Genomic DNA, 25,720 nt, shown 5'->3' with positions numbered 1-25,720 from the left:
TGACATTGTTTGGGCTACCATCTGCGCATATTTAAATTTTGTGAAACTGACTAAAAATCATCTATGTCTACTACTTCAGCACAACCTGCTCCAAAGCGTCGAATACTAGTTACTAGTGCCTTGCCATATGCAAATGGCTCTATTCACTTAGGTCACCTCTTAGAACATATTCAAACGGACATATGGGCGCGCTTCCAACGTATGCGCGGTCACGAATGTTACAGCGTTTGTGCAGACGATGCGCATGGTACACCCGTGATGCTCAAAGCCCAAGAACTAGGGATCACGCCGGAACAAATGGTTGAGCGGACACGCACTGAACATCATCAAGATTTGATAGATTTTCACGTAGACTATAACAACTATTATGTGACTCATTCTGAAGAAAACAAGGAACTTTGTGAATTAGTCTATAACCGTTTAGATGAAGCCGGCTATATAAGCAAACGCGTCATCAGCCAGTTATATGATCCTGAAAAAGAAATGTTTTTGCCAGACCGTTTTATCAAGGGTGATTGCCCGAGCTGTGGCGCTAAAAATCAAAATGGCGATAACTGCGACGTGTGCAGTGCAACCTACGATCCAACAGAGGTTATCAACCCGCGCTCAGTGGTATCTGGTGCAACGCCTATCTTAAGAGACTCCGAGCATTATTTCTTTGATTTGCCTAAATTTGAAAGCATGCTCAAGGGATGGATACGTTCTGGCGCTATTCAAAATGAAATGGCGAATAAACTAGAAGAATGGTTCGAAAAAGGCCTACAGCAGTGGGATATTAGCCGTGACGCGCCCTACTTTGGCTTTGAAATTCCAAATGCGCCTGGCAAGTTCTTTTATGTGTGGGTAGATGCGCCTGTAGGGTACATGGCTAGCTTTAAAAACTTCTGTGAGAGCAACGGAATTGATGATGCTCCTTTCTGGGCAACAAACACGGATACTGAGCTTTATCACTTTATAGGCAAAGACATTACCTACTTCCATTGTTTATTTTGGCCGGCAATGCTTGAGGGTGCAGGTTTTAGAAAACCGACTGGCGTCAATATTCACGGCTTTGTGACGGTCAATGGTGCAAAGATGTCAAAATCGACAGGCACATTCATTAAAGCAAGAACCTATTTGCAGCATTTGAATCCAGAGTATTTACGTTACTACTTCGCCTCTAAACTGAATGATTCAGTTACAGACATCGACTTAAATTTTGAAGACTTTGTGTTAAAAGTCAATTCAGACTTAGTGGGCAAGGTGGTTAATATCGCAAGTCGCTGCGCAGGCTTCATAACCAAGCGCTTTGATGGAAAGTTATCTGACAACATAGAGGCTCCTGAATTATTGGCTGAGTTTCAAAATGCGAGCGAAACGATTGCTGGCTATATTGAAGCGCGTCATTATCACAAAGCAATGCGGGACATCATGGCGCTTGCAGACAAAGCCAACCAATATATTGATACTCAAGCGCCTTGGGTAACGGTTAAAGATGAGTCCAAACAGACGCTAACGCATGACGTATGCTCGATGGGTATTCACCTTTTCAGAATACTCGTGGTGTATCTCACGCCGGTGATGCCGAAACTATCCGAACAAGCGCAAGCATTCTTAAACGACGAGTTTACTTGGGCAAGCGCACAAGAACTTAAGTTAGGGCAGCCGATTAACAAATTTAAAGCTTTGCTACAGCGAGTTGAAATGGACAAAGTGAATGCGATTATCGAGGATTCAAAAGATAACTTAGGTTTACCCAAAGCCGATACACCTAAAACTGATAGCAAAAAAAGCGCTAAAGCAAAGGATGTGAATGTTGTTGTTGATGATGGCTTATCGCCCCTCGAGCGCGATCCAATTGCTGAAACAATCAGCTTTGAAGACTTCGCCAAAATTGATTTACGAGTTGCCCGCATTGCAAAAGCTGAACACGTTGAAAAAGCCGATAAACTTTTACGCTTAGAGCTTGATTTGGGCGGTGAAACTAAGCAAGTTTTTGCTGGCATTAAGTCTGCCTATCAGCCAGAAGATTTAGTCGGCAAAATGACCGTCATGGTTGCAAACCTAGCGCCTAGAAAAATGCGATTTGGTATGTCAGAAGGAATGGTTTTAGCTGCAGGACCTGGCGGCAGTGACTTGTTTATTCTGGAGCCGCACGATGGCGCCAAGCCTGGCATGAAGGTTAAATAAATAGCAGTGAGCAATTAAGCAAGCAAATGCTGTCTCGCTTGCGATGAAATTGGGGATCTAGCTTTAGATCCCTTTTTTATTGTTGCCATATTTTCAAGAGCACAATTAAACGATATTTGTGTCGTTACTCAAGAACTTGGCTTTTCCCATTCAAAACGCGGCAATTTTTTAAACGCGCGTTTCAAGCCTTCATTCCACTGTTTTTGTAAAGACTTGTACATCGGGGAATTAACGTTAAAAATAGTTTGATAAGGACCATCTAAATCATTGTTAGTGTGGATCGCGAGTTCAATTGGTGGGCCAACAGAAATATTACTGCGAATAGTAGAATCGAGTGAGACAAGGGCACAGCGTGCAGCATCTTCTAAGCTCGTATTGAGCGCAATGACTCTATCCAATATGGGTTTACCATACTTATTTTCACCTATTTGTAAATACGGAGTCTCGAGGGATGCTTTGATGTAATTACCTTGAGGATAAACGTGAAAAATAGAGCACTCTTTGCCAGCAATTTGGCCTCCTACTATAAAGCTAGACTCACTGCTAATGTCGCTTTTTTTCATAGCAGTTTCATGCTTAGCTTGTTGGGCCTGACTCAAGCGACCGACATAATCAGCAATCTCGTGCATGTGATTTGCTTTAAGTAAATTGAACTCAGCATCCGGATCTTCCAAGTCTGTAGCGATACGATTAACCACTGCCTGTGACGTTGACAAACTGCCTGACGTTAAGACATAGACGCTGCGGTCTCCTTTAAAAATGAAGGTGCGCATTTTGCTGTGCGAGGCAACATAGTCGACCCCTGCATTCGTGCGAGAATCAGAGGCAAACACCATGCCTTTGTTTACATTGACAGCCAAACAGTAGGTCACATTAGGTTCCTTTATAAGTATCAAAGACTAAAGTCTAACAAGTCATTGAGATTTTAGTAATAATAGATAGTGGTTATTTGATTAATTTTTATATTTAACTGCTGTACTTAATTTTTCTTTATAGATACCAGTGTCGCTTTGATTAATAATTATTCCTCTGGTTTTTTCTTTACCACCGTTAACCAATCAAAATTCACTCCTGAAATAGCGTTAAACCTCGCAACTCTTAACACTAAAGATAGCATCTTAGGTCGCTGACGAATGCCAGTATCTTGCAAATTAGGGATAAAATAAAAGAAAACAAGTAATCGCCCTAGGCTAGAGCAAATAAAGACGATAAATAAAGAACTACTCAACCAAAGCGACAAACCGCTCCACTCGTTAAAAGCATTAGCGTAAGAGGCGACAATTCCACCAAGCAACGAACCAACAAAAACTAGCACGGCAGCAAGACCTGCCTGTGTCGCGGCATAAGTGGCGAAGTTACTATGATGAGGGCGAATATCATATAAGTAGTTTGCAGTGCTAAGGGTGAATCCGCTCCACCACAAACCTGAAAAGCATTGAATAGCAATTATGTATATGAAACTGTCAGAAAATAACCAGAGTAAAGGTATTAAGGTTATTGCCCCGCTCGTGACCATAATGACCAAGCGATTACCGAATTGATCGCTAAATTTTTCCCAAAATTTTAAGGTGAAAAACTGCGTCACAATTGACGCAATCCCGCTTAAAACAAATTCTAAATAAGTGAACTCCAAATGCGCTAGCATATACACGGCAAAAAACGGAGCTGAAATCGCTACCATGGACTGCATCGTGGCAACTAACAAACTGTATTGTCTAAACACCGGGTCTTGCCACGCCTCTTTAAACGCGATCAACGTTTGCACAAACGCAACTTTGCTTGGCTGCAAATGCTCATCGTGCATCTTTGAAAATAACCACGCTGAATTTAATCGGCCTACGGCTGCAATTACAAACAATAATGAAAATCCGAGCCAAGTTAAGTCAATTTTATCGACAGCAGTTAATAGTGCACCTCCGGCAAGAAATACACATAGTGAAGCAAACATAATGATGCGCGTACGCAATGCAAAAAAGGAACCTCTTCGATTTGCTGGCACAATGCTTCCCATCCAAGCCCGCCACTGAGGCTGAATAAGATTGAGTAAACCATGATGCATCAGGGCTAAGGCAATAAAGTACCAAATTCCATTGCTTGGTCTCAAAACCGCCACAGCGGCCATTGATAATAGGGTAATAGACTGCGCAATTGCCGAACCGATAATGATGTTTTTACGGCAAAAATGATTACCCAACCAAATGGAAATAATCTGAGTAATTGCGCCAAACAATTGCGGTATTCCGGTCAATATTCCCAACTGGGTCATACTGGCTTGCAAGTAGATAGCAAAAGCATTAAAAAAGTTGTCGCTAGTTGCCGTCATAGCCGAAGAAGCCAACGCTTCTTTCTGAGAGTATCTTAGCGTTGTTCGTAGCAGCGATTTTTGTTCTTTTCGTCGTTCAAGCAATCTGCTTGCTTCGCTGGTATCACCTAGCTCTGTAGGTGATTGCTGAGATTTTACTGGTTGACGTTTTGGCATATTCGAGTGATATATTTTATCGCTGTGCCCGCATGGCAATAGCTATTTGGTGGCTCAGCATAGACACTAATTTGGGGGATTACAACTAACGCGTTTGACATTCAGCTTTGCAAGTAAAACACTCTTAGCAAATGCAGCTGCTCATAACTAAACTTCTCACTTAGCGCTTCGTACACCGGTTTCAATCTTTCACTACCATGTTCTTCAAATGCTGCACACCCCTCTAAAACTTGTGCTTCAGTTAGCTTTGCTTCTTCTATTAATCGCTCCGGTTTATCCATTCTATTTGCGGTCTGGGCGTACTTATACAAATGGCTATAAATTGTATTTTCTTTAACTTTCATCAAGCGTGATAAGTTTGCAACCGAACTGCCATTTTCAAATTCCTCCACAACCCCTTTTGTCTTGCTGCTGACACTAGACGTTTTGGCAACTGCCTTTTTCACCTGAGCACTAGCACTTTGGGCGTTTGGAACCTCTTGCAAATTATGCTGCGAGCAAAATTCTGCAATAATTGACAAAAACAAATCTGCATACTTGCTCAACTTAGCGCTACCTACACCGTGAATTTGCAGTAAACTTTGTTTTGAATGAGGAAAATAATACGCCATTTCTTGTAAGCTTCTATCGGCAAATATAGCGTAAGGAGGCACATTTGCTTGGTCTGCAATCCTCTTTCGTTCGCTTTTCAATATGGCCATAAGCTCACTGTTGCCAATGACATCTGACTTTGATGTTGATGATCGCTTTTCAGGCACTGCTTGCTGCAGCATAGCGTAAAAAGGCACCTTGCCTTTTAATACATCAGTTGCTAACTGAGTTAACTTTAAACCACCAAATTGTTCATCTTGACGCAATAATTTCTTTTGAATAAGCTGTCGCGACAGTGCTATCCATTGTTTTTTATCTAGCTCATTACCGATGTCGTAGGTTGACAATAAATTGTGTTGGTTTTGCAGCACCTTTTCCGCATTTGAACCACGCAGCACGTCAACTATATACGCGGCGCCAAAGCGTTGCCCAGTTCTATGCACACAAGATAAAAATTTCTGCGCTGGCACGGTTAAATCAGATTTCTGCTTATCGTCACTCAAACAGTTATCGCATTTCACGCAGGTTTCACTAACTTCAGACTCACCAAAGTACTGCAATAACGGTAGTCTTCGGCATTCTTCCGTTTCGGCCAACGCCAGCATCTGATTTAAGTGCATGGTGGCAAGCCGCTTTTCATGCTCGTTGTTCATTTGGTCAATAAAGAACCGAATTTTACCGGTATCACCGTAACCAAATAATAGTAGGCAATCAGCATCGTCACCATCTCGACCGGCACGCCCAATTTGTTGATAATAACTTTCAATATTTTTAGGTAAATCGTAATGCACCACATAGCGCACATCGGGCTTGTTAATACCCATTCCAAAGGCAATAGTTGCAACAATAATATCAACGTCATCGCGCACAAACTTCTCTTGGTTTGAAGCACGTTTTTGATTATTTAAACCTGCATGGTAAGGCAGTACAGAGTAGCCGTCCTGTTTAAGCTTTGTTGTTAAGTCGTCTACTCCAGAGCGTGATTGACAGTAAATAATGCCTGACTGTTTGGCATGTTTGTCTATGAAAGTCTTGGTCTGCGCGTATGCTGATTCCTTCGGTGCTACTTCAAGATACAAATTGGGACGGTCAAAGCTTGCGATGAACTCACTTTCGTTACTTATATTAAGCTGACGTTTTATATCTTCTCTGACTCTAGGCGTTGCTGTAGCGGTAAGTGCGACCGTCACTGCGTCGGGGAAGCGCGATACAAGCTGATCTAACTGGCGGTATTCTGGTCTAAACTCATGTCCCCACTCCGAAATACAATGTGCCTCATCAATGGCAATACACGCCACATGAATACTCTGTAATAAACTAAGGATATTCGGTTGAAGCGCAGTTTCAGGTGCTAAAAACAACAGTTTAATTTCACCATTCTTTAAACTAACTAGATTGTTTTGATATTCATCACTGCTGAGCGAGCTATTTAATACGCCTGCAGAAATATCGAGCTCCACCAATTGTCTTACTTGATCTTGCATTAGTGAAATTAAGGGCGATATGACAACTGTCAGACCATCGAATACAATCGCTGGAATCTGGTAGCACAGAGACTTTCCGCCACCAGTGGGCATAATGGCCAGAGTATTGTTATGTTCAAGCACACTTTCAATAATTCCCTGCTGGGTGGAACGAAAGGAATCAAATCCAAATACGTCTTTAAGGATCGCTTGGGCGTTTTCCAATTTACTGCTGCTAGTGGGTAAGGTCATTCTAAAAAAACTGTCCGTAAATGGTAATAAGTTGCGATTTCCAAAGTTGGTGTTCGCACTTTGAATAAGTTCGTACTTTGAATAAGTTCGCGCTCTGAATAAAAAAGCGTAGTGTTGAATGCTACATCACGTTTTTTGAGTCTGATGTTTGTGGGTGCCCGACTCTTGCGCTTGCTGCAACAAAACTGGGCTTTTTCACCGTCCATTTTGGTTTGATGGTCGATAACGGTATTTCGCGCTTTCTTGCGACTAAAATGTACATCGACGAGAAAGCAGGCAAATAACGTTTACAAAAACGCTGCAGTTTTGATCCGGGTAAAAATCGTTTGTTCGCAAACAACGATGAATACATCACGTTCTCTTGCTCTACAATTTCAAAGCCAAGCAATTGCAGCCAATCTTTAATGCGCGCACTTGTAAAAAAGCGGCCTTGATGCAGTAAATTTTCTTTATTTATTGGAAAGTACTTTAGCACGCCAGCGAGACTATACGGATTAAACCCCGCAATAATCAACTGGCCATTAGCAGTGATTGCACGATCAACTTCTCGTAATATTTGGTGCGGATCCTGCGCAAAATCCAGTTCAGCGGCCAGTAAAAAAGCATCCACCGAGTTTTGCTGCAGTGGGAGTTCTCTTGAAATACCGCGAACACTGGTTTTATCATGTGATGCTTCAGTAATGTTCACCACGTGTTTAATTGGACAGCTAGAAATATTGATATCACTACTTAAATTTCCCAGTCTGACGAAGTGATACCCAAATACGCGCTCTAATATTGGCGCACAGGCATTTTCAAGCTCAGCTCGAATTTGTTCGCCCTGGCTGAGGGCTTTCCACGAACTTGGATATGGGGGCGTTGTGTCGCTAAGCGCTGACCGCATCACGTAAGTTTTTATTCCTGAACAATAGCAAAGTAGTAGTGAGTAAGGTTATAGTGAACGTGTATGGATATGCAAGCGTAATGACGTTAATTCGCAAGGTCCTGAACAATATTACTCAGGATTTTGATAAAACGAAGTAATCAATAACCGATAAAGACAACGATAAGACGAGTTTGTATGAATAACATTTTTGCGATTCCTGCTTTTTCCGATAACTATATATGGTGTGTACACGATGGCAAACATGCCCTAGTTGTCGACCCAGGTGATGCAGCACCAGTAATCCGAACCCTTAAAGAACAGAAACTAAGTCTCACTTACATATTAATTACTCATCATCACTATGATCATACGGGTGGAGTTGAAGCATTAATTGCGGCATATCCAGATGCCGTGGTATACGGTCCAAAAAACCCGAAAATTACAGGCATAGACCATCGCTTAGCAGAAGGCGAAAGTCTATTTTTACAAGATCCAGAAATTGAGCTCAAAATATTAGAAACGCCTGGACACACAATGGACCATATTGTTTTTTATAATGACGACCTATTGTTTTGTGGCGACACTCTATTTTCTGCTGGTTGCGGACGTATGTTTGAGGGCACTCCAGACGTATTTTATCGTTCGTTGCAGAAACTTTCACAATTACCAGACAAAACCAAAGTCTATTGCACTCATGAATATACGCTAGCAAACCTAGCATTTGCTTCGCATGTAGACCCTGAAAATAGCTCATTGCAAGAATACCAAACTTGGGCAACAGCGCAACGAAATAACGATCAAATCACGCTTCCTAGCAGCATAGCGAAACAAAAAAAGATAAACCCTTTTCTTCGCTGCGACAGCAAAACAATAAAACAAAATATTGAAAGTATCATGAACTTATCGACCAATACCGAAGTCGAAGTTTTCGCAGCATTAAGGCGCTGTAAGGACGATTTCTAATCAGTCCCTAAATTTGCTATTATCAGCGGCATAGAAACGCGTATATAGCTCGAGTATGAGGGCATAATAAAGCACTCAGATGCTTGTTTAAAGCACTCAGATGCTTGTTTAAAGCACTACAAATAACATTAACAATTAATCTAGTGCGCAACTAAAGATTGGGAACCAATGAAATATATAACAGCTTTTTTGCTGCCGCTGATGCTAAGTGGCTGCGTATTAACTGAGCAAAATACAAACCAGGGCGCCGCTGCGGAAGCAATAGCATTAGAACATGACGAATTTGCCTGTGTTGTCTCAGATGAACTTGGTCAAGAGATGTGCGAAACGACAAACGAAGGTGTCGTTGCTGTTATCCACCCTGCAGAGCCTATTGAGTTAAATCTTTCCGAAGAAACTGTTCCTGCACCAATAGAGATAACAGACACTTGGGATCGAGTAAGAAAGAATTTCACCTTTCATGTTCCAGACAAGCAGCGTGTTATTTCACAAAGAAATTGGTATTTACGTCATCCCTCTTATATGAGCCGCGTTTCAAAACGTGCAGAGCCTTTCTTATACTACATTACTGAAGAATTAGAAAAAGCGGGTATGCCTGCCGAACTTGCTCTCTTACCCATCGTAGAAAGTGCATTTGACCCCTTTGCGTATTCGCATGGTCGAGCCGCCGGTATGTGGCAGTTTATTCCAAGCACCGGCAAAAACTACGGCATGAAACAAACCTGGTGGTATGACGGCCGTCGAGACGTTATCGCGTCAACCGCTGGCGCAATAAAATACCTTCAACGTTTGCATAATATGTTTGACGGCGATTGGTTGCATGCACTAGCGGCTTATAATAGCGGTGAAGGTCGTGTTATGCGTGCCATTCGTAATAATAAGCGTAAAGGCAGACCGACGGACTTTTGGGCACTCGACTTGCCAAGAGAAACACGTGCTTACGTGCCAAAACTATTAGCCTTAGCCGATATTTTAGCTAATAAAGAAGAATATGGTTTTGCGTGGCCCAGCGTTAATAACCAGCCAGTCATAGAAATTGTCGATGTACAGTCACAAATAGACTTAGCCGTCGCAGCTAAAAAAGCGGGACTGACGACTAAAGAACTTCATGCATTAAATCCAGGCTATAACCGCTGGGCAACAGACCCTGACGGTCCTCACCGACTCGTTGTTCCTCTTCAGGTTGCTGAGGACTTTGTTGCCGCCCTAGCTGAAACCGATAAGAAGGACAGGCTAAATTGGGTTCGTCATAAAGTAAAATCAGGCGAAAGCTTAGGCTTAATAGCTAAAAAATATAATACAACGATTGACGTTATCCAAAGCATTAACGGCATGAATGATAATGTGATATTTACGAATGACTTCCTACTAGTACCTATTGCATTAAAAAGTATGGAAGAGTATTCCCTTTCAGCTGACCAGCGCCTAGCTCGCAAGCAGGCCGAAAAGAAAGGTGCGTATCAACTGACGCACAAAATTGAAAATGGAGATACATTTTGGGATCTTTCACGCACTTATAAAGTAGCGGTTAGGGACCTTGCAAAATGGAACGGTATGGCACCGCGCGACCCCTTAAGACCAGGAAAGGAACTGGTAGTGTGGGTGAACCAAGTATCTGAAAAGCAGACTGATAATAGCATTATGCGCACTCTCACCTACACAGTCCGCAATGGAGATTCATTGTCTCGAATAGCCAGTAAGTTCAATGTCAAAGTGAGTGATATTACGAAATGGAATAGCCTGAAAGCTAAACGCTATTTGCAGCCCGGCCAAAAGTTGAAGCTATATGTCGATGTGACTGAAACCTAGCCTTTTACTCGACTAGTTAAAGAAGAGTAATGATATACAAAATAGACGCCCTACCGTCAATAAACCTTTAAGTAAATTTAGAAAGAGCGTAAAAAATACGCTCTTTCTGAAAGTTTACACTTTTCGCCAAGTTGTTCCTGAAGGACCGTCTTCCAGCACAACACCTATTTCATTTAAACCGTCACGGGCAGCATCTGCCATTGGCCAATCTTTATTTGCGCGCGCCGTGTTGCGTTGCTCGATAAGTGCCTCAACCTTCGCGGCTAAATCATCACCTTCCTCACCACCTAAATTGCCCTGTAAGTAATCTGATGGTGCCATTTGTAAAATACCTAAAATAGCGCCTAGCTTTTTCAAAATACCAGCAAGATCGTTTGCCACTGCAGGATCGCTAGCTTTGTTCAAATCTTTTGCTACATCGAACAATACAGAGAACGCAACTGGCATATTAAAATCATCATTCATCGCTGCTTCAAATCGAGCTAAATAACCACCTTGTGCTAAATCTACGCCCATATTCGGCGTAATATCACGTAAAGATGTATACAGTCTTTCCAAACCCGCTTTCGCTTGTGAAATACTGTCCTGTGAATAACTTAATTGACTGCGGTAATGCGCCGACATCAGGAAGAATCTCAGCGTCTCGGGATCATGCACTTTTAATACGTCGCGCAGCGTGAAAAAATTGCCCAGTGATTTTGACATTTTAACGTCGTCCACCTGCACCATTCCGGCGTGCATCCATGTATTTACATAGGGTGTATCGAAAGCACAGCATGATTGCGCTATCTCATTTTCATGATGTGGAAACATCAAATCTGAGCCACCGCCATGAATATCGAAATGCTCGCCCAAATGTTTATGGTTCATTGCTGAACACTCAATATGCCAACCGGGGCGGCCATTGCCCCAAGGTGATGCCCAACTAGGTTCATCTGGTTTTGCCGACTTCCACAAAACGAAATCAAGAGGATCATCCTTATCGCTGCTCGTTTCAACGCGAGCACCTGCATTTAGCTGCGACAAGTCTTGCTTACTTAAGCGACCATATTGCTCATACGAACTCACATCAAACAAAACGTCACCTGAGGGAGCTTGATAAGCGTGCTTTTTTTCAATTAAGCGTTGAATAACATCAACAATTTCGTCCATGTGTTCAGTAACACGAGGCTCTATATCAGGCTCTGTTAGGTTAATTGACGCGAAATCTTCATGCATCATAGCAATGGTGCGCTTGGTTAATTCGTCTGGTGTTTCATTATTAGCGATCGCGCGTTGAATAATTTTATCATCAACATCAGTAATATTACGCACGTAGTTGACGTCGTAGCCAGCGTGACGAAGGTATCGAACCATAATATCAAAACTGAGGTAGGTACGGGCATGGCCCATATGACAGAGATCATACACGGTAATTCCGCACACATATAAGCCGACCTTGTTCTCAACTAGCGGAGTAAAGGGCTCTTTTTTGCGAGTTAAAGTGTTGTAAATCTGTAGCATGTTTTGTGCTTACCTTATGGTTCTATTACGTAGCTTTGCTATGCAGCAAGGTTAAAATCGGACGAATTCTAGCATCGACACCAAAAATGTGAACCGCTTTTATGAATAATGCAGCAAAAACATGAGCATCTCGTTGGTCTTACAGGCATTTTACGCTACCATTAGCGCATTAAAATCTAGCTTCAAAATTTCATGTTTTGGCTTGCATCTGTGCAAAGCGAAAAATTGAATATAACATTCACTAATACAGGATTAAACAATGGTTATTTTAAAGACAAATCACGGCGATATTAAGCTCGCTATGTTTGCAGACGCAGCTCCAAAGACGGTGGCGAACTTTTTAAGCTACGTCGAAGAGGGTTTTTACAACGGCACGATTTTTCATCGCGTAATCAGCAACTTCATGGTGCAAGGTGGTGGTTTCGAACCTGGCCTTGAACAGAAGACCCCTAAAGCACCAATTGAAAACGAAGCCGATAACGGCAAGAGTAATAAATTAGGTACGCTTGCAATGGCTCGCACAAACGACCCGCATTCAGCGACAGCTCAATTTTTCATTAACGTAAAAGACAATAACTTTTTAGATTTTACTGCCGCTAATTCTCAAGGTTACGGCTACTGCGTATTCGCTGAAGTTGTTGAAGGCATGGACGTTGTTGAAAAAATCAAAGGTGTTGCTACAGGTAACATGGGCATGCATCAAGATGTTCCGCTAGAAGACGTAATAATTGAGTCTGCAGAAATTATTGAATAACACGACATTCATTCTTAGACAATAATAATGTCTGTTACCTACTTTATCTCCGATCTGCATCTTAGTGCAGATCGGCAAGATATTAACAACTGCCTGTTTCACTTTCTGCAAACGGAAGCCATTCACGCAGACGCGCTTTATATTTTAGGCGACCTTTTCGAAGTATGGATTGGAGACGACAACGTCACTCCTTTCTCAGAAAGCATTGCCGCCGCATTAAAAAGTTTGAGTGCTACAGTACCTATTTATTTCATTCACGGTAATCGCGACTTCGCCATTCGCCAAGCGTTTGCTGACAGAGCTGGCATGACTATTCTGCCGGAACAGTATGTTATCGATCTGTACGGCCGCAGAGCCCTCCTAATGCACGGCGACGAACTGTGCACTCGCGACCTTGAGTATCAGAAGTTTAGAAAAAAATCTCGCAGTTGGTGGTGGCCTAGGCTCATGCTGTTGCTGCCTCTAAAAATACGTCAAAAAATCGCTAACGACGGTCGTGAGACAAGCAAAAACAATCAGAAACAATTGACCGCTGAGATTATGGACGTAACCCAAAGTGAAGTTGAATTAGCAATGCAGCGACATAACGTTGACTTGCTGATACATGGACACACGCATCGACCAAATGTGCATAAATTTTACGTTAACAATAAACCGATGAAGCGCATCGTGCTAGGTGATTGGTATGATCAGGGCAGTATTTTGATTGCTGATGCACATCACTTGTCGTTAGAAAATCGCGCCTTTCAGTAATCTCAACAGCTGCATTACCCCAGCACTTTTACTGTAGGTCAACCCCTGCCTACCTTGTAATAAAAGTGCAAAATTACGTTAACAAAAGCATAAAAAAACAGTCATAAAAACGTAAGAGCACTGTCACTTTTCCTACACTAATTGTTCATTTTTATATCCCTAAATTGTCACAATTAATTTTTAGTCTATAGCGGCTCGATGAAACCTTATTTTCATCAGTTCGCGCTCAATCGATTAACTTGACTTGGATTGTCTAGGAAAAATTATGAATTTAATCAGAAAGATAGCTATTCTCTCTCTTACAGCAGGCCTTAGTACGGTTGCTGCTGCAACAGCTCTGCCTGAACACCAAACATCAAATGCTTGGTACACCGATGCTCACGCTAAACTAATGGAAAAACTGCAAACGAACAACAGTTTTAAAGCCAAAAATGTGATTGTATTTATAGGTGATGGAATGGGTATTTCAACGCTAACATCTGCTCGAATTTTACAAGGGCAACTGAATGACCAACTTGGAGAAGAAGGTTACCTTAGTTTTGAATCATTTCCACACACAGCACTTGTTAAAACTTATAACGTTGATGCACAAACACCCGACTCTGCCGGCACAATGACCGCCATGATGTCTGGCTTGAAAACTGACGTGGGTGTTATCGGCGTTGATGAAGACATTAGTCGCGGTGATTGTTCTACCGTTGCTGGGAATGAAGTTGTTACTGCACTTGAACTAGCTGAAATTAAAGGCTTAGCAACAGGTATTATTTCGACCGCTCGCATTACGCACGCAACACCAGCGGCAACCTATGCTAAATCTGCAGATAGAAACTGGGAAGACATATCTGATATGCCGGAAGCTGCGATAACTGGAGGCTGTAAAGATATTGCTGATCAGTTAGTCAATTTTGAAAACTATTTGGAAAAGCGTTATGTCGGTGTTGATATAGATGGAATTGATGTTGTTTTTGGTGGTGGACGTCGTCACTTTCTCCCTAAAGATGAAGCATTCAATAGCACTGATGCAGCGAGCGCAGTTGAAGGCGATCGCACTGATGGACGCGACCTGACTGCAGAATGGAAAACAAAATACCCGCTTGGAAATTACGTTTTTGACCAAACAGGATTTGACGCAATTCATGCGGCAACGTCTACAAAGGTGTTTGGTTTATTCAACGAGTCGCATATGCAATATGAGGCGGATCGCGGCAACGATATCGCAGGCGAGCCGAGCTTGACGCAGATGACCGAAAAAGCGATTGATATTTTAGACAACCAAGAGAAAGGGTTCTTCTTGATGGTTGAATCAGGTCGCATTGACCATGGACATCACGCTGGCAGCGCATATAACGCCCTCACTGATGCTATTGAACTATCTAATGCAGTTAAGAAAGCTTATGACATGACTAGTAGCGAGGACACCTTAATTCTCGTTACCGCTGACCACGGTCACGTATTTACGATTGCAGGCTATCCAAAACGCGGCAACCCTATTCTCGGCAAGGTAGTCGGAGTGAATTCAGATACGCCAGCGCAAGATGCTGATGGCCTACCCTACACTACATTAGGCTACACCAATGGCCTTGGAATGATGGATTTGGGCACTGAAACAGATGCCGATGCATCTTACGCAATGACTAACAATGCTGGCCGCAAAGACATATCTGCGATCGACACTGAATCGTCAGGCTTCCACCAAGAAGCATTGGTACCACTAAGCTCCGAAACTCATAGTGGTGAAGATGTTGCCCTACATGCAAATGGTCCAGGAGCGCAGTTAGTCCAAGGTGTGATTGAGCAAAGTGCTTTGTTTCATGTGATCAATCAAGCACTTGATCTTATCCAAGAATAATTAGGGAGAATTAGAATGAAAAATTTAAAACTCAGTCTTATCGCAATTGCCGTAATTGGACTAAATGGTTGTTTTTTAGAAGGCGATGATGGCGCTAATGGCGTTGCAGGAATAAATGGCACTGATGGCCAAGATGGTTCAACGGGCAACAGCAGCCTAGTGGTGCAAACTAATCTGACTATTGGTGACACAAACTGTCCAAATAGTGGTGTGAAGTTTGAATCTGGGGTTGACGCTGACGCGAGTGGCATTTTAGAACCGAGCGAAATCACAAGTACAAACTACGTATGCGCACCTGGCGTCACGGCAGTTAGCTCTACGCAGTTGCTTAACAGCTTAAATAATCCGTGGTTTGTCGATGGTGCAGCACTCATTTCACAAAACAAAGATACATGGTTAAACGCGACAAGTGGCGCGAACACGCAAATTAACAGTGCCAATGCTGACAAAGCGCAGCAAGTTACGTCGTATGACACCACTGGGCCGGCGCAGCAAGCAGCTTTAATTGAGCAACTAAAAGGCTCAGCTAAGAATGTCATCTTGTTTGTAGGCGATGGAATGGGAGTATCAACGGTTACAGCTTCACGCATATTGGAAGGCCAGATGAATGGCCAGTTAGGCGAAGAAAATAGTCTTTCCTTTGACCGTTTCCCATTTACGGGCCTTGCAAAAACTTACAATGTTGACGCACAAACACCCGACTCAGCTGGCACCATGACGGCAATGGTAAGCGGAGTTAAAACCGATGTGGGTGTTATCGGTGTTGATGAAAATATTGTACGCGGCGATTGCTCAACGGTGGCCGGAAATGAACTGGTTACAGCGCTGGAGCTTGCCGAGTTAGCAGGTAAGTCGACGGGTATTATTTCCACAGCTAGAATAACGCACGCAACGCCAGCGGCGACGTATGCAAAATCAGCTGACCGTAACTGGGAAGATGTTTCTGACATGCCTGCGGCTGCAGTCACTGCTGGCTGCAAAGACATAGCAGAACAACTCGTTAATTTTAAAGCGAATTTAGAAACGCGCTTTGAAGGTAGCAATGTGAATGGACTCGAAGTCGTTTTTGGTGGTGGTAGAAGACACTTTTTACCGAGAGACGCTGCGTTTAACAGCGCAGATGCAGCTAGCGCTGTAGAAGGCGATCGTACAGATGGCCGTGATTTAACGGCAGAATGGTCGCTTACCTACCCTTCGGGCGCGTATGTGTTCGACCAAGCAGGCTTTAACGCAATTAATACTGAAACCACAACTCATGTATTTGGTTTGTTCAACGAGTCTCACATGCAGTACGAAGCAGATAGAGGCAATGATATTGCTGGAGAGCCTAGCATTGCAGAGATGACGGCCAAGGCAATTGAAATTTTGGACAATAATCCCCTAGGCTTTTTCCTCTCCGTTGAATCGGGTCGAATCGATCATAGCCACCATGCAGGTAGTGCTTATGGAGCTTTAACCGACACTATCGCATTCTCGGAGGCCATTGCCTTGGCCGATGAGATGACCAATGATGAGGATACATTAATTATTGTAACCGCCGATCATGGTCATGTATTCACCATTGCTGGATATCCGAAGCGCGGTAATCCAATACTTGGGAAGGTCGTTAGCGTAGGTCAAACAGAAGCCGCATTAGCTGCCGATGGCCAGCCATACACGACCTTGGGTTACACCAATGGCAGAGGTTTCCAAAATTTAGGAAATGAAGTGACTGACGCTGACGCTTCCTACGGTATGCCAATTGCTGCTGGTCGCCAAGACTTAAGTAACATTGACACCACATCTGCGGGCTTTCACCAAGAAGCATTAGTGCCACTAGAAAGCGAAACGCACTCAGGTGAAGACGTGGGTATTTATGCGAAAGGACCCGGTGCTTTTTTACTTAACGGTACTAATGAGCAAAACATGATTTACCATGTTATGGACTTTGCTTCCGATTTAAGCGGCAAGGCAAATAGCGCTCAATAGTTCACTGTTGTATTGGTTTAGTCTCTAGGTATAGCGGGTGATGATTCATCCGTTATACCTCATTTAGACCATTAGAAATAATAACAGACAGTTGAATACACGTGAACTTGCATGCGGTGAAAGCATCAAGCGACGTTAAAAGACTCAAAATTAAAACGGATAAGCACCCACTATGAAATCTTTAATAGAAATTGCAGTAAATTCGATGAAGAACATCATGAAACTATGTATTTTCATTACGAGTGTAACCGCGTTTGGCGCGCTAGCTAGCAGTCCTCTCAGTATTGATACAAGTAAATTCGTAAAACCAAGCGAGATAGCTGCAATAAATGAACAGTGCTTAAGCTCAGCCTCGCCTAAAAGCAAGCTTATTGCGGTATATGAAATTGTTAGTAATACTCACTCCAGAGACAAATCAGACCTAGCGCTGCAGATTACCTTACTCAGAAACGGCAACGAAGTCGCACATCAATATCCACAAACAGGTATCACTGAGTCTTGGCAATTGAATCAGGCGAGTCAGATAAAAAGCACTCGTTTTTTCGACCTGCACGAGCGAGCTATTGAATACCAACCTGGTGAAAAAGTGCATGGTAAATCAGAATCAGACTGGTCCTATCGCAATCAATTAATAAGTGATTCACTCCTTAAAAAATTTACCACAACGAATTCGATTAACGAAGGCTGCGGCCGTATCGAAACAAAAACATTCAGCAATGATGGGCTAACAATGGAAATCACTTGGTTTCCCGAGCTGAGCTTGATCAACAGCTTTGCTATTACAGAGAAAGAAACGGATAGCATAGTAGAATCATGGTCTTTACAAAGCGTAGACTTGTCTGGTGAACAGATAACGCCATTTTTCAAATCTCGCTACGACTATTATGCAACCGACTATGCCGACATTGGTGATGATCATACGGATCCATTTTTAACAAAAATGATGAATTTAGGTTTCATAGAACACGGTGCATCAGGATTTTATGACACCAATGGAAATCCAATGGCGGACGACCACAACAATAAGAATCACCATAGCCACTGAAAGTCTCTTAAAATACCTTGTAATAAGAAGTTAGGACATTTACGCAAAACAGATTGCTAAACGCTACTTTTGTCCTAATTTCTTACTAATCTCTTTGAGTATCGTGAAAACGTTTGTAAAGCAATCCATTCCTCTTTATCATTCTCCGTATGGTCATTAAGTTGATTCAAATATCGTGCTATGAAGACTGTCGTTACAAGGGAGCAAAGTAGCAAAAATTGCTTCAGTTACTGATGTTAGTAGCGCAGCAGTTTTAGAAAACAGGCCCTATTCAGACCAATACCAACTGGTTACGTTATAGCGATATACATTGGTATCTTCAGACGTCACGGCATTTACCCAGTGCTCTGAACCCTCTGAGAAAGGATCAAACAAAACACAGCGATTGTAGATAGGCTCGATGCTAATTGCGTTATCGTTTTTACCCATAAACATGAGCTCACCGCCGGCTTCGTTGTTCCATTCTTTATTCAAATACAAAAGCATACAGGCTACTCTTCCGGGCGAATCGTCAGCATGTTGATGCACAAAGTCTGCAGCACTTAAGCGAAAATAATTAGTATTGATTTCTGGCTTTGCCACATTTATATCGGTTAATGGCACATTAAATACACGTGATAATAATGACATAAATTCATTCCCACGCAAAAATGACAAAAAGTCTTGAGCTATATTAGCACTGTCAGTATTAATCTCTTCGCGTTGCCAAACATCTCGGCTTACAAAGCGTTCATCTTTGCTTGCGTCTAACCACTGGGCACTATCAACATATAAAGCAGAATAAGTGTGCTTTTGAGTTTGCCAACACGTCGTATTGCGTAAAACGCTCATTACTTTATCGAGATTCTCACTATTGAATAGATTGTCAATAACGATATGATTAGGACTAGCCTTTAATAAAGACTCTCTGTATGCACGTATTGCGGAATCGATTGTCTGCTCTTGATTCAGCCACATTTAAACGACTCACTTGTATTGTTAGTTAACTTTCTTAAAACTTGATAACACAAGCTTATGGCGAGAAGTTATTAATGAAGACTTTTACCTTTGTTGAAACCAAGTATATTAACTACTCCTCAAGAATAAAGGTATATCTTCCATTCGGGGTTTTGCGAAACTTTCCACTTGATAAATCACCGTTATCTATAATGGTATCTAACTGCATGAAGTCTTCTTCCTCGGCAGTGGAACCGTCAATTGATATTCCTGCGTAGGAATGGTTATTAGCTCCTTCCCAGTTCCAGTTGCCACCTAATAATGTTGGCGTTTCCCATTGCGTTTTGTCGATGGTGAGACCTGAGGAATTAGTCGGTATGACACCCACAGAGACGTCGTCAGGATATTTACCGTTTATTTGTTTCGAAGTATTAAAGTCGCGAGCAAAAGCGCCAAGTTGAACAGCTGTTTCTGTCAGTTTTGAGCGTAATACAAAGTTACTGTAGGTTGGCAAAGCGATCGCTGCTAGTAAACCAATAATAGCGACCACAATCATCAGTTCAATTAACGTGAATCCTTTGGCGAGAGGCTTTGATGTAACGCTAGCGTTCGGATCTTCTCTGCGTGCTAAGATTAGTTTCATAAATAACTCATTAATAAATGCTATTAATTGGCATGGTCAATTATTGACTGACCTCAGTGTAAACTATTTTTCATCTACGCCTTTGTCTCGCGTCAAGCTTCGCTAAAGCCTACTACCGGCCTAAAACCTTGACGATATTTTTAGTTATACTTGGGTATTAACACATCAATTTATGCATATAGACGTTTTAGGCTTAGCTTTTTAAAGTAATTACACAGTAAATTTATGTATATATTTTCGATAAAATTTAAGAAGCAATAAACAACTTATTTACAGCCAACAGTGCTTGAACAAGGATATTATAGATTGGATGTAACAAGACAAAAACACCATACTTTGATTGTTAGTTAAAAAATATTCCGCGGTAAGTACGCTTAGGGAGATAAGCGGGTCGTTGACGATGTTCACAATAATGGTTCGCGACGATGCTATGCCCTCCAATTGAAATTTTGTTGGCTTGTTCCGAATTCTGAGAGTGTTCGCATCTATGATAGTAAGTTCGTTTTGTTTGACGTTTAAGATAAATATGGCGTAGTGTACTGGTGTTCAAAAATTGAACAGCTTATAAATGAGCAATAACCAAAAAATTAATATAGGGATTATATAATGAACCTTGTCAAATTGCGTCTTGCTACACTCTTTACACTTGCGATTGCATTTTCAACAAATGCACAACAGCCAACTTGGAATGACTCTCAGATGGAGGTCTGGTCGATTGTCGAACAGACTTGGGTAGATGATGCCGCAGAAAACGGTAATTGGCCGGATAACTATGTACACGATAAGTACGTGACTTGGGGCGCTGATAGCGGCGGACCTGTTTATAAAAATGCTTCTATCAAGTGGTCACGTTTTGGCGATGCAGCCTCTGATACGCTTATCTATGAGATTTCGCCAGCAGCTATTACCGTTGAAGGAAACACTGCGGTAGTCAATTATTACGCGACAACAGTAACAAAAACCGCTGACGGTAGCCGTGAACGCTCAGTCGTTAGGATTTCAGAAGTGCTTGTTAAAGATGGAGAAAAATGGCTTTTCTTAGCAGGTAGTAACTTTGCACCCGAAATGAACTAAACGGACAGATATATTTTAAGAAAGGGCTAATTTAGCCCTTTCTTGGTTTTAATAAGAGAGTCCTTTGGTTATCACTTTTTCCAATTTGTTTGTTTCTCCGTGCCGACTTCTTACCAAGATAAGTTCTGATTAAATTTCGATCTAATCGTTGATTGATAATCATCGAATACAGCTTTTGCCAATTCAAATTTAACATAAAAAGCGTGCTGCAAAATTGGCCGTGACCCGTCCTTAAAAAGGTTTGAAAAGTGTCAACGTTATTTAGAACGGGTCACTGAAACGAAATTAGGGATCTATTTGATCCTTCTTTTTATTTTTAATAAACAATAATAGCAACAGTTTAAACAGACAAAAATCTTCAATAATAGTTAAAAAGCAAATTGGTTTTCATAGCTAATACAATTACTTAGTTGATTTTGTGTCATAGATTGATTGAGAGGTTAGCAATTTAACCTTTTAACGGTATTTACAACTGCATTAATGTTATAAACGTATCGTCACTAGACCTCCATTGAAGTGCAGCTTTGGGTAACAACGGACTTAGCTATTTTTTCGGATTTAGTCTCCTTTGAGCGAGAAGGAGACATTGGCTCGCTAATCTGTGACGGTCAGCTAAAGACAATCAGCAGACGTTCAACGCTGTGTTCAGGGGGCCACGCCCTGAGTGAGACGGAGTCGAACTGAGCAAACAACGATAACGCAAGTGTACCGCTGAAAAAAGCGAACGACCCAGTGAGTCACTTGCATTACGTTGTTGGGGGGAGAGCACCACAAATTGGACTAACCCCGATTGTTCCGATTTCAACACAAGCGCATTTTATGATAGGGTGGGGTTATGTAGTCGCGATTCTCGCATCTGTTAGCGGGCTTAGTGCGTAAGAATTGTCTCAATCCAACCCATGGAGAATGCCCTTTGACCGGATTTATCGCTGTGCTGCTTTACGTAGTGTGGATGCAACTGTTGATGCTGACTTACGCGTTTCCCCGCGTGCCGATGGCGCTGCTCGGAGATCGCAACTTGGCGGACTGGGAGCGTGCTGAAGTCAACCGCGACCCATCCTTTATGGTCCGCGCCAAAGGCGCACATCTCAACTGCGTGGAAAACTTTCCGCTCTTCGCTGCCGTCGTGGTGATCGCTGCGCTAATGAGTAAGAGTCCGGTTGTGGATGGCCTTGCGGCCTTTATCCTGGCCGCGCGTGTGGGGCAGAGCCTGGTGCACCTCATCAGCACCGCGCCAGCGTTTGTGCTGCTACGTGCCACGTTTTTCCTCGCTCAGGTAGGCATGATTTTCTGGGTTTGCTACCAACTCATCGTCTGACCAAGCCAACGTGCCCATGAAACCATGGGGTATCAAACGCCAGTCAGATCCACAACGCTGATGAAAGAACTCGGCGGGTAAAGCGTCATGCTTATTGACAGCGGGAATCATATCAACTTCCCACTAAGGGGCGATAACACATGGGCTAAAATTAGGAACGAAGTGACGCAGCCCCTGTTAGCGTGCCAGCGAGCGAAGCGAGAGCCTTGTTAGCTGCTATAAACAATCTATTTACTACCATTATTGCACTCGTAATTTTTAAGAATTTTGAAAATAGCATCATAGGAAATTGGCCCCCACAAAAGAGGGATTATTGGAATGATGATGAATGGAAGATAACTTCCGGAAAAAAAGTAACCGAATACTAAGGCAAAAGATAAAGCTAAACAGCCTAAAAAAATACAAGTTTGAGTTTTTGAGCTGAAAATTGCCTTTAGAACTGTCCAAGAACATAAGAGCACTAATAATAATAAAAATACAGAACTCTTTTCAGGCCTTTCGCTCGTTAGGGGATAAAGTGCCGCCGGTAATACGAAAATGATACTAGTCCCCCAAATTCGTCTTAAGTGAGGACTAAAATATGAATTACTCACGTTAATTCCTTGCTTTTCCCACAGGCAGCTAACATTTAAATGAAGCGGACCCTAAGAACCGCTTATAAATAAATCACTATTGGCATAGTACAGCTTTAAGCCGCTAAGTCATACACTTAGGCATTCGCAAAACTGGTGAGTGAAAATAAAAGCGAATACATGAAATGACTGTCGGGCCGAACGGCAGCTAAACGTACACAGCCTGCGGAATTCATCGAGATAACCTTCATGCAACAGATGCAAAACCCCTGACATCGCGAAGGCAGATAAATTTTATGTGACGTTCAACACAAACGAGTACCTGCGCTTATTAAAGGTACAAATACGCTTGAATTTAAGGAATGGGTGGCCCCAAGGCTTGGTTAGCGCTCACGTGATCCGGTCGAATTTGCTGATACATCAAAGCTCAACCAATCGTATTGCTCACGTTAAAATTAGCGATTAATGTGCAGGTTTGAGTAAAGGTGTTCTACTATTAAGTAGTTGCGACTTATAAATTTAGTTTGTAGTTGTTCATCAGCTTGGACATACTGATTATATGAATGAGCTCAACAGACTACATAGGGAGCTGTTTTCATGACAAAGCAACTGCAAAACCAACCCGAGCTATCTGGAGCAAAAACGACTAAAGCTAACATTAGGCATACCTTAATTGGGAAGCTCAAACAGTGGCGTTTTGGCTTGGGAGAGCGATGGGCGCAACTGCATGCAAACCAAATTATTTATGTACTCGCCCTAATTTTGTTTGTGTTTGCTGATGGCGATATAGATGAACAAAATTCGACGATGTGGTTGATTGGTCTTTTTGCTTTTTTCGGCATGGCCAGAGAACTTTGGGCTATTTTTATAAAAGTGTGGGAATCAACCTTTGGCAGACTAATTTTATTAGTCTTATATGCCGCAATAGCAAATTTCACACTTGCTGTTGCCTCGCAAAAAGTTAACATAGTTATCAATGCCGACCCCACGCAGCTTTACCACACGCTAGGAGTAACAACGCTTTTAATTTTGCCTCTATGGCTAATGATAGTCAGCGTGGTTGCCATGATTGTGATTTTTGGTTTACTGCAAATAGTGCGTTTATTGCGCGGCTTATTAGTATTGATGCGAATTATCGGAAAAAAAGCAAAACCAAAAGAGGCTTTTCCAAAGACATTTAGTATTGTGCGCTTAATTCTCTTAGCACCGGTTTCGATGACTATGATCACTTCTCTAGGTTGGTATGGTGACCAACTCAACTTACCGCATACGCCAGGGTTCAGATTTACTAGCAGTGCAGGAGGTATCGTAGATAAAAAGGTAGCAACGGTAGGCTTGGATGTAATCGAAGGTGAACTGCAAAAAGAAAACTTGAGCGAGCAAGATCGCAAGGAATTGTTAACAGCTAAAAATAAACTGCTAGAAAGATTAGATGCTAACGTCACCCCGGATGCGCCTGAAAATATTCGAAAAGTTGAACCTAATGAAACTCTCGTAGTTGATGTAAATGACGCAATCGTTGAGCAAACAAATATAAAACCGCCCAAAATATACTTTCTTGACACCTTAATCGCATCATTTGTCTACAATTATGAAGCATTTGAATATTCACATTGTTTAAAAGCACCAGATGAACGGGTTGTTTATATTAGTGACAATGACGTATTAGTTGTGAAAGAAGACAAGCATACGTCAACAGGATACGCTTTTAGTACACGTACATGTATCGTGGCTAATTAAAATCAATAAAAAAGCCGCTTAGTTTTTACTAAGCGGCTCTCTCAAATAAATATTATTTCACCCAAACCGTTTCCGCTATTAAATATTAAGCTGCTGTTGTATTTTCTAAACTAGAGTGCGGTGCTTTTTTCACATCAGGCGCCCCACTGTGAAAACGAAACTCTGCGCTATCAGGCGACTGAATAAGCTCCGCCTCAACTTCACCAAAGAAAGCCACTCGCTCTGCAATATCTTTCCCTGCGATTGACTCTGCGAGTTCAAGGTAATCTTCGAAATGTCTCGCTTCGCTGCGTAATAAAGAAACGTAAAAATCTCCCAATTTTTTATCAACATGCGGCGCTAATTTTGCAAAACGCTCACACGAGCGAGCTTCAATGAAAGCACCGCAAATTAATTTATCGATAAGCGCGTCGGGCTCATGATTTTTTACGTGGCGTAGCATCCCTTTTGCATAGCGACTTGAAGAAATATTCTCATACGGTATTTGATAATGCTCCATCATCTCTAGTACTTGATAGAAATGATGCAGCTCCTCTTTTATCAGCAGTACCATCTTGTCTATCAGGTCTTGCCCATAGGCAGAGTTTTGCACTGGCATCATCGACTTCGTAAGCTTGTTTTGCTTGGCTAGAACACGCCAGTCGCCTTGCATACGATAAGTGAAGTCTTCGTATGGCTTTAACCACTGTAAAAGCGCTTGCCCGCTTTCTTTATCAACAACATAACGTCGAATTAAAAACATCGCGCTTTGCGCAGCTTTGAGCTCACACACTAAATGGTCTAGCAATACTACCGACAAATTCTCAGGTTTAATGGCTTCGTCAATCCATGTTTGTGGCGTTTCGCAACGCAAAAATGCACTGACTGGGGCTAATAAATCGTTAATTGTCATGGCTGGCGTCTACTTCTTATTTATCGCTAATGAGTGCGTATTGTATATGAAGACAAACCCAGCGACCATTTTTTCACGTTTA

The 25,720-nt window shown here is 42.2% G+C and carries 19 protein-coding genes; 11 read left to right on the top strand and 8 right to left on the bottom strand.

Going from position 1 to position 25,720, the window contains the following annotated elements:
* Nucleotides 1–63 precede the first annotated feature (63 nt).
* On the top strand, nucleotides 64–2,169 hold the full coding sequence (gene metG / locus GNIT_RS07025; RefSeq protein ID WP_041246337.1) for a methionine--tRNA ligase: 2,106 nt from the start codon (nucleotides 64–66) through the stop codon (nucleotides 2,167–2,169).
* A gap of 128 nt (nucleotides 2,170–2,297) precedes the next feature.
* Here the strand turns inward: metG and GNIT_RS07020 are convergent, their stop codons facing one another.
* From GNIT_RS07020 to GNIT_RS07005, 4 genes are all read right to left on the bottom strand, one after another.
* Nucleotides 2,298–3,041, bottom strand: coding sequence for a proteasome-type protease (locus GNIT_RS07020; protein WP_014108470.1), 744 nt, complete (start codon nucleotides 3,039–3,041; stop codon nucleotides 2,298–2,300).
* A gap of 149 nt (nucleotides 3,042–3,190) precedes the next feature.
* Nucleotides 3,191–4,648, bottom strand: coding sequence for an MFS transporter (locus tag GNIT_RS07015; RefSeq protein WP_014108469.1), 1,458 nt, complete (start codon nucleotides 4,646–4,648; stop codon nucleotides 3,191–3,193).
* Between the two features lie 101 nt (nucleotides 4,649–4,749).
* Nucleotides 4,750–6,954, bottom strand: coding sequence for a DNA helicase RecQ (gene recQ / locus GNIT_RS07010; protein ID WP_014108468.1), 2,205 nt, complete (start codon nucleotides 6,952–6,954; stop codon nucleotides 4,750–4,752).
* A gap of 121 nt (nucleotides 6,955–7,075) precedes the next feature.
* Nucleotides 7,076–7,837 (bottom strand): methyltransferase domain-containing protein, encoded by a 762-nt coding sequence (locus GNIT_RS07005; RefSeq protein WP_041246336.1) that lies wholly within the window; start codon nucleotides 7,835–7,837, stop codon nucleotides 7,076–7,078.
* A gap of 177 nt (nucleotides 7,838–8,014) precedes the next feature.
* On the opposite strand from GNIT_RS07005, the gene gloB reads away from it, so the two are divergent.
* Nucleotides 8,015–8,782 carry a hydroxyacylglutathione hydrolase gene (gene gloB / locus GNIT_RS07000; RefSeq protein ID WP_014108466.1) on the top strand — a complete coding sequence of 256 codons (768 nt, stop codon included), beginning with the start codon at nucleotides 8,015–8,017 and terminating at the stop codon, nucleotides 8,780–8,782.
* Between the two features lie 168 nt (nucleotides 8,783–8,950).
* A complete protein-coding gene (locus GNIT_RS06995) occupies nucleotides 8,951–10,591 on the top strand; it encodes a LysM peptidoglycan-binding domain-containing protein (RefSeq protein WP_014108465.1) in 1,641 nt (546 codons plus the stop codon).
* Nucleotides 10,592–10,705: 114 nt separating this feature from the next.
* Here GNIT_RS06995 and cysS read toward each other — a convergent pair whose 3' ends face one another.
* The gene (gene cysS, locus GNIT_RS06990; protein ID WP_014108464.1) at nucleotides 10,706–12,094 is read right to left on the bottom strand and encodes a cysteine--tRNA ligase; all 1,389 of its coding nucleotides are present in this window, start codon (nucleotides 12,092–12,094) and stop codon (nucleotides 10,706–10,708) included.
* 259 nt (nucleotides 12,095–12,353) lie between these two features.
* Between cysS and GNIT_RS06985 the strand changes: the two genes are divergently transcribed.
* The 5 genes from GNIT_RS06985 to GNIT_RS06965 all read left to right on the top strand — a co-directional run bounded on the left by GNIT_RS06985 (nucleotide 12,354) and on the right by GNIT_RS06965 (nucleotide 18,463).
* Nucleotides 12,354–12,848, top strand: coding sequence for a peptidylprolyl isomerase (locus GNIT_RS06985; RefSeq protein WP_014108463.1), 495 nt, complete (start codon nucleotides 12,354–12,356; stop codon nucleotides 12,846–12,848).
* A 27-nt stretch (nucleotides 12,849–12,875) separates the two neighbouring features.
* On the top strand, nucleotides 12,876–13,601 hold the full coding sequence (gene lpxH / locus GNIT_RS06980) for a UDP-2,3-diacylglucosamine diphosphatase (protein WP_014108462.1): 726 nt from the start codon (nucleotides 12,876–12,878) through the stop codon (nucleotides 13,599–13,601).
* A 265-nt stretch (nucleotides 13,602–13,866) separates the two neighbouring features.
* Entirely contained in the window at nucleotides 13,867–15,450 is a 1,584-nt protein-coding gene (locus GNIT_RS06975; protein ID WP_014108461.1) for an alkaline phosphatase, read from the top strand.
* A gap of 15 nt (nucleotides 15,451–15,465) precedes the next feature.
* Nucleotides 15,466–17,418 (top strand): alkaline phosphatase, encoded by a 1,953-nt coding sequence (locus tag GNIT_RS06970; RefSeq protein ID WP_014108460.1) that lies wholly within the window; start codon nucleotides 15,466–15,468, stop codon nucleotides 17,416–17,418.
* Nucleotides 17,419–17,590: 172 nt separating this feature from the next.
* A complete protein-coding gene (locus GNIT_RS06965) occupies nucleotides 17,591–18,463 on the top strand; it encodes a hypothetical protein (protein ID WP_014108459.1) in 873 nt (290 codons plus the stop codon).
* A gap of 267 nt (nucleotides 18,464–18,730) precedes the next feature.
* On the opposite strand, the gene GNIT_RS06960 is transcribed toward GNIT_RS06965, so the two are convergent.
* Both GNIT_RS06960 and GNIT_RS18465 read right to left on the bottom strand, forming a co-directional pair.
* Entirely contained in the window at nucleotides 18,731–19,420 is a 690-nt protein-coding gene (locus GNIT_RS06960; RefSeq protein WP_014108458.1) for a 2OG-Fe(II) oxygenase, read from the bottom strand.
* Between the two features lie 112 nt (nucleotides 19,421–19,532).
* On the bottom strand, nucleotides 19,533–19,955 hold the full coding sequence (locus GNIT_RS18465; RefSeq protein ID WP_274377765.1) for a type IV pilin protein: 423 nt from the start codon (nucleotides 19,953–19,955) through the stop codon (nucleotides 19,533–19,535).
* Nucleotides 19,956–20,648: 693 nt separating this feature from the next.
* Between GNIT_RS18465 and GNIT_RS06950 the strand changes: the two genes are divergently transcribed.
* From GNIT_RS06950 to GNIT_RS06935, 3 genes are all read left to right on the top strand, one after another.
* Nucleotides 20,649–21,116 (top strand): nuclear transport factor 2 family protein, encoded by a 468-nt coding sequence (locus tag GNIT_RS06950; RefSeq protein ID WP_014108456.1) that lies wholly within the window; start codon nucleotides 20,649–20,651, stop codon nucleotides 21,114–21,116.
* Between the two features lie 913 nt (nucleotides 21,117–22,029).
* Nucleotides 22,030–22,434 carry an MAPEG family protein gene (locus GNIT_RS06945; RefSeq protein WP_014108455.1) on the top strand — a complete coding sequence of 135 codons (405 nt, stop codon included), beginning with the start codon at nucleotides 22,030–22,032 and terminating at the stop codon, nucleotides 22,432–22,434.
* A 1,169-nt stretch (nucleotides 22,435–23,603) separates the two neighbouring features.
* Entirely contained in the window at nucleotides 23,604–24,746 is a 1,143-nt protein-coding gene (locus GNIT_RS06935) for a hypothetical protein (RefSeq protein ID WP_014108454.1), read from the top strand.
* A gap of 85 nt (nucleotides 24,747–24,831) precedes the next feature.
* Here the strand turns inward: GNIT_RS06935 and miaE are convergent, their stop codons facing one another.
* Nucleotides 24,832–25,638 (bottom strand): tRNA isopentenyl-2-thiomethyl-A-37 hydroxylase MiaE, encoded by an 807-nt coding sequence (gene miaE, locus GNIT_RS06930; protein WP_014108453.1) that lies wholly within the window; start codon nucleotides 25,636–25,638, stop codon nucleotides 24,832–24,834.
* Nucleotides 25,639–25,720 lie beyond the last annotated feature (82 nt).

This window comes from Glaciecola nitratireducens FR1064 (genome assembly GCF_000226565.1).
Taxonomy (GTDB): Bacteria; Pseudomonadota; Gammaproteobacteria; order Enterobacterales; family Alteromonadaceae; genus Glaciecola; species Glaciecola nitratireducens.
The sequence above is the reverse complement of the archived record's forward strand: the minus strand, read 5'-3'. Positions and strand labels throughout refer to the sequence as shown.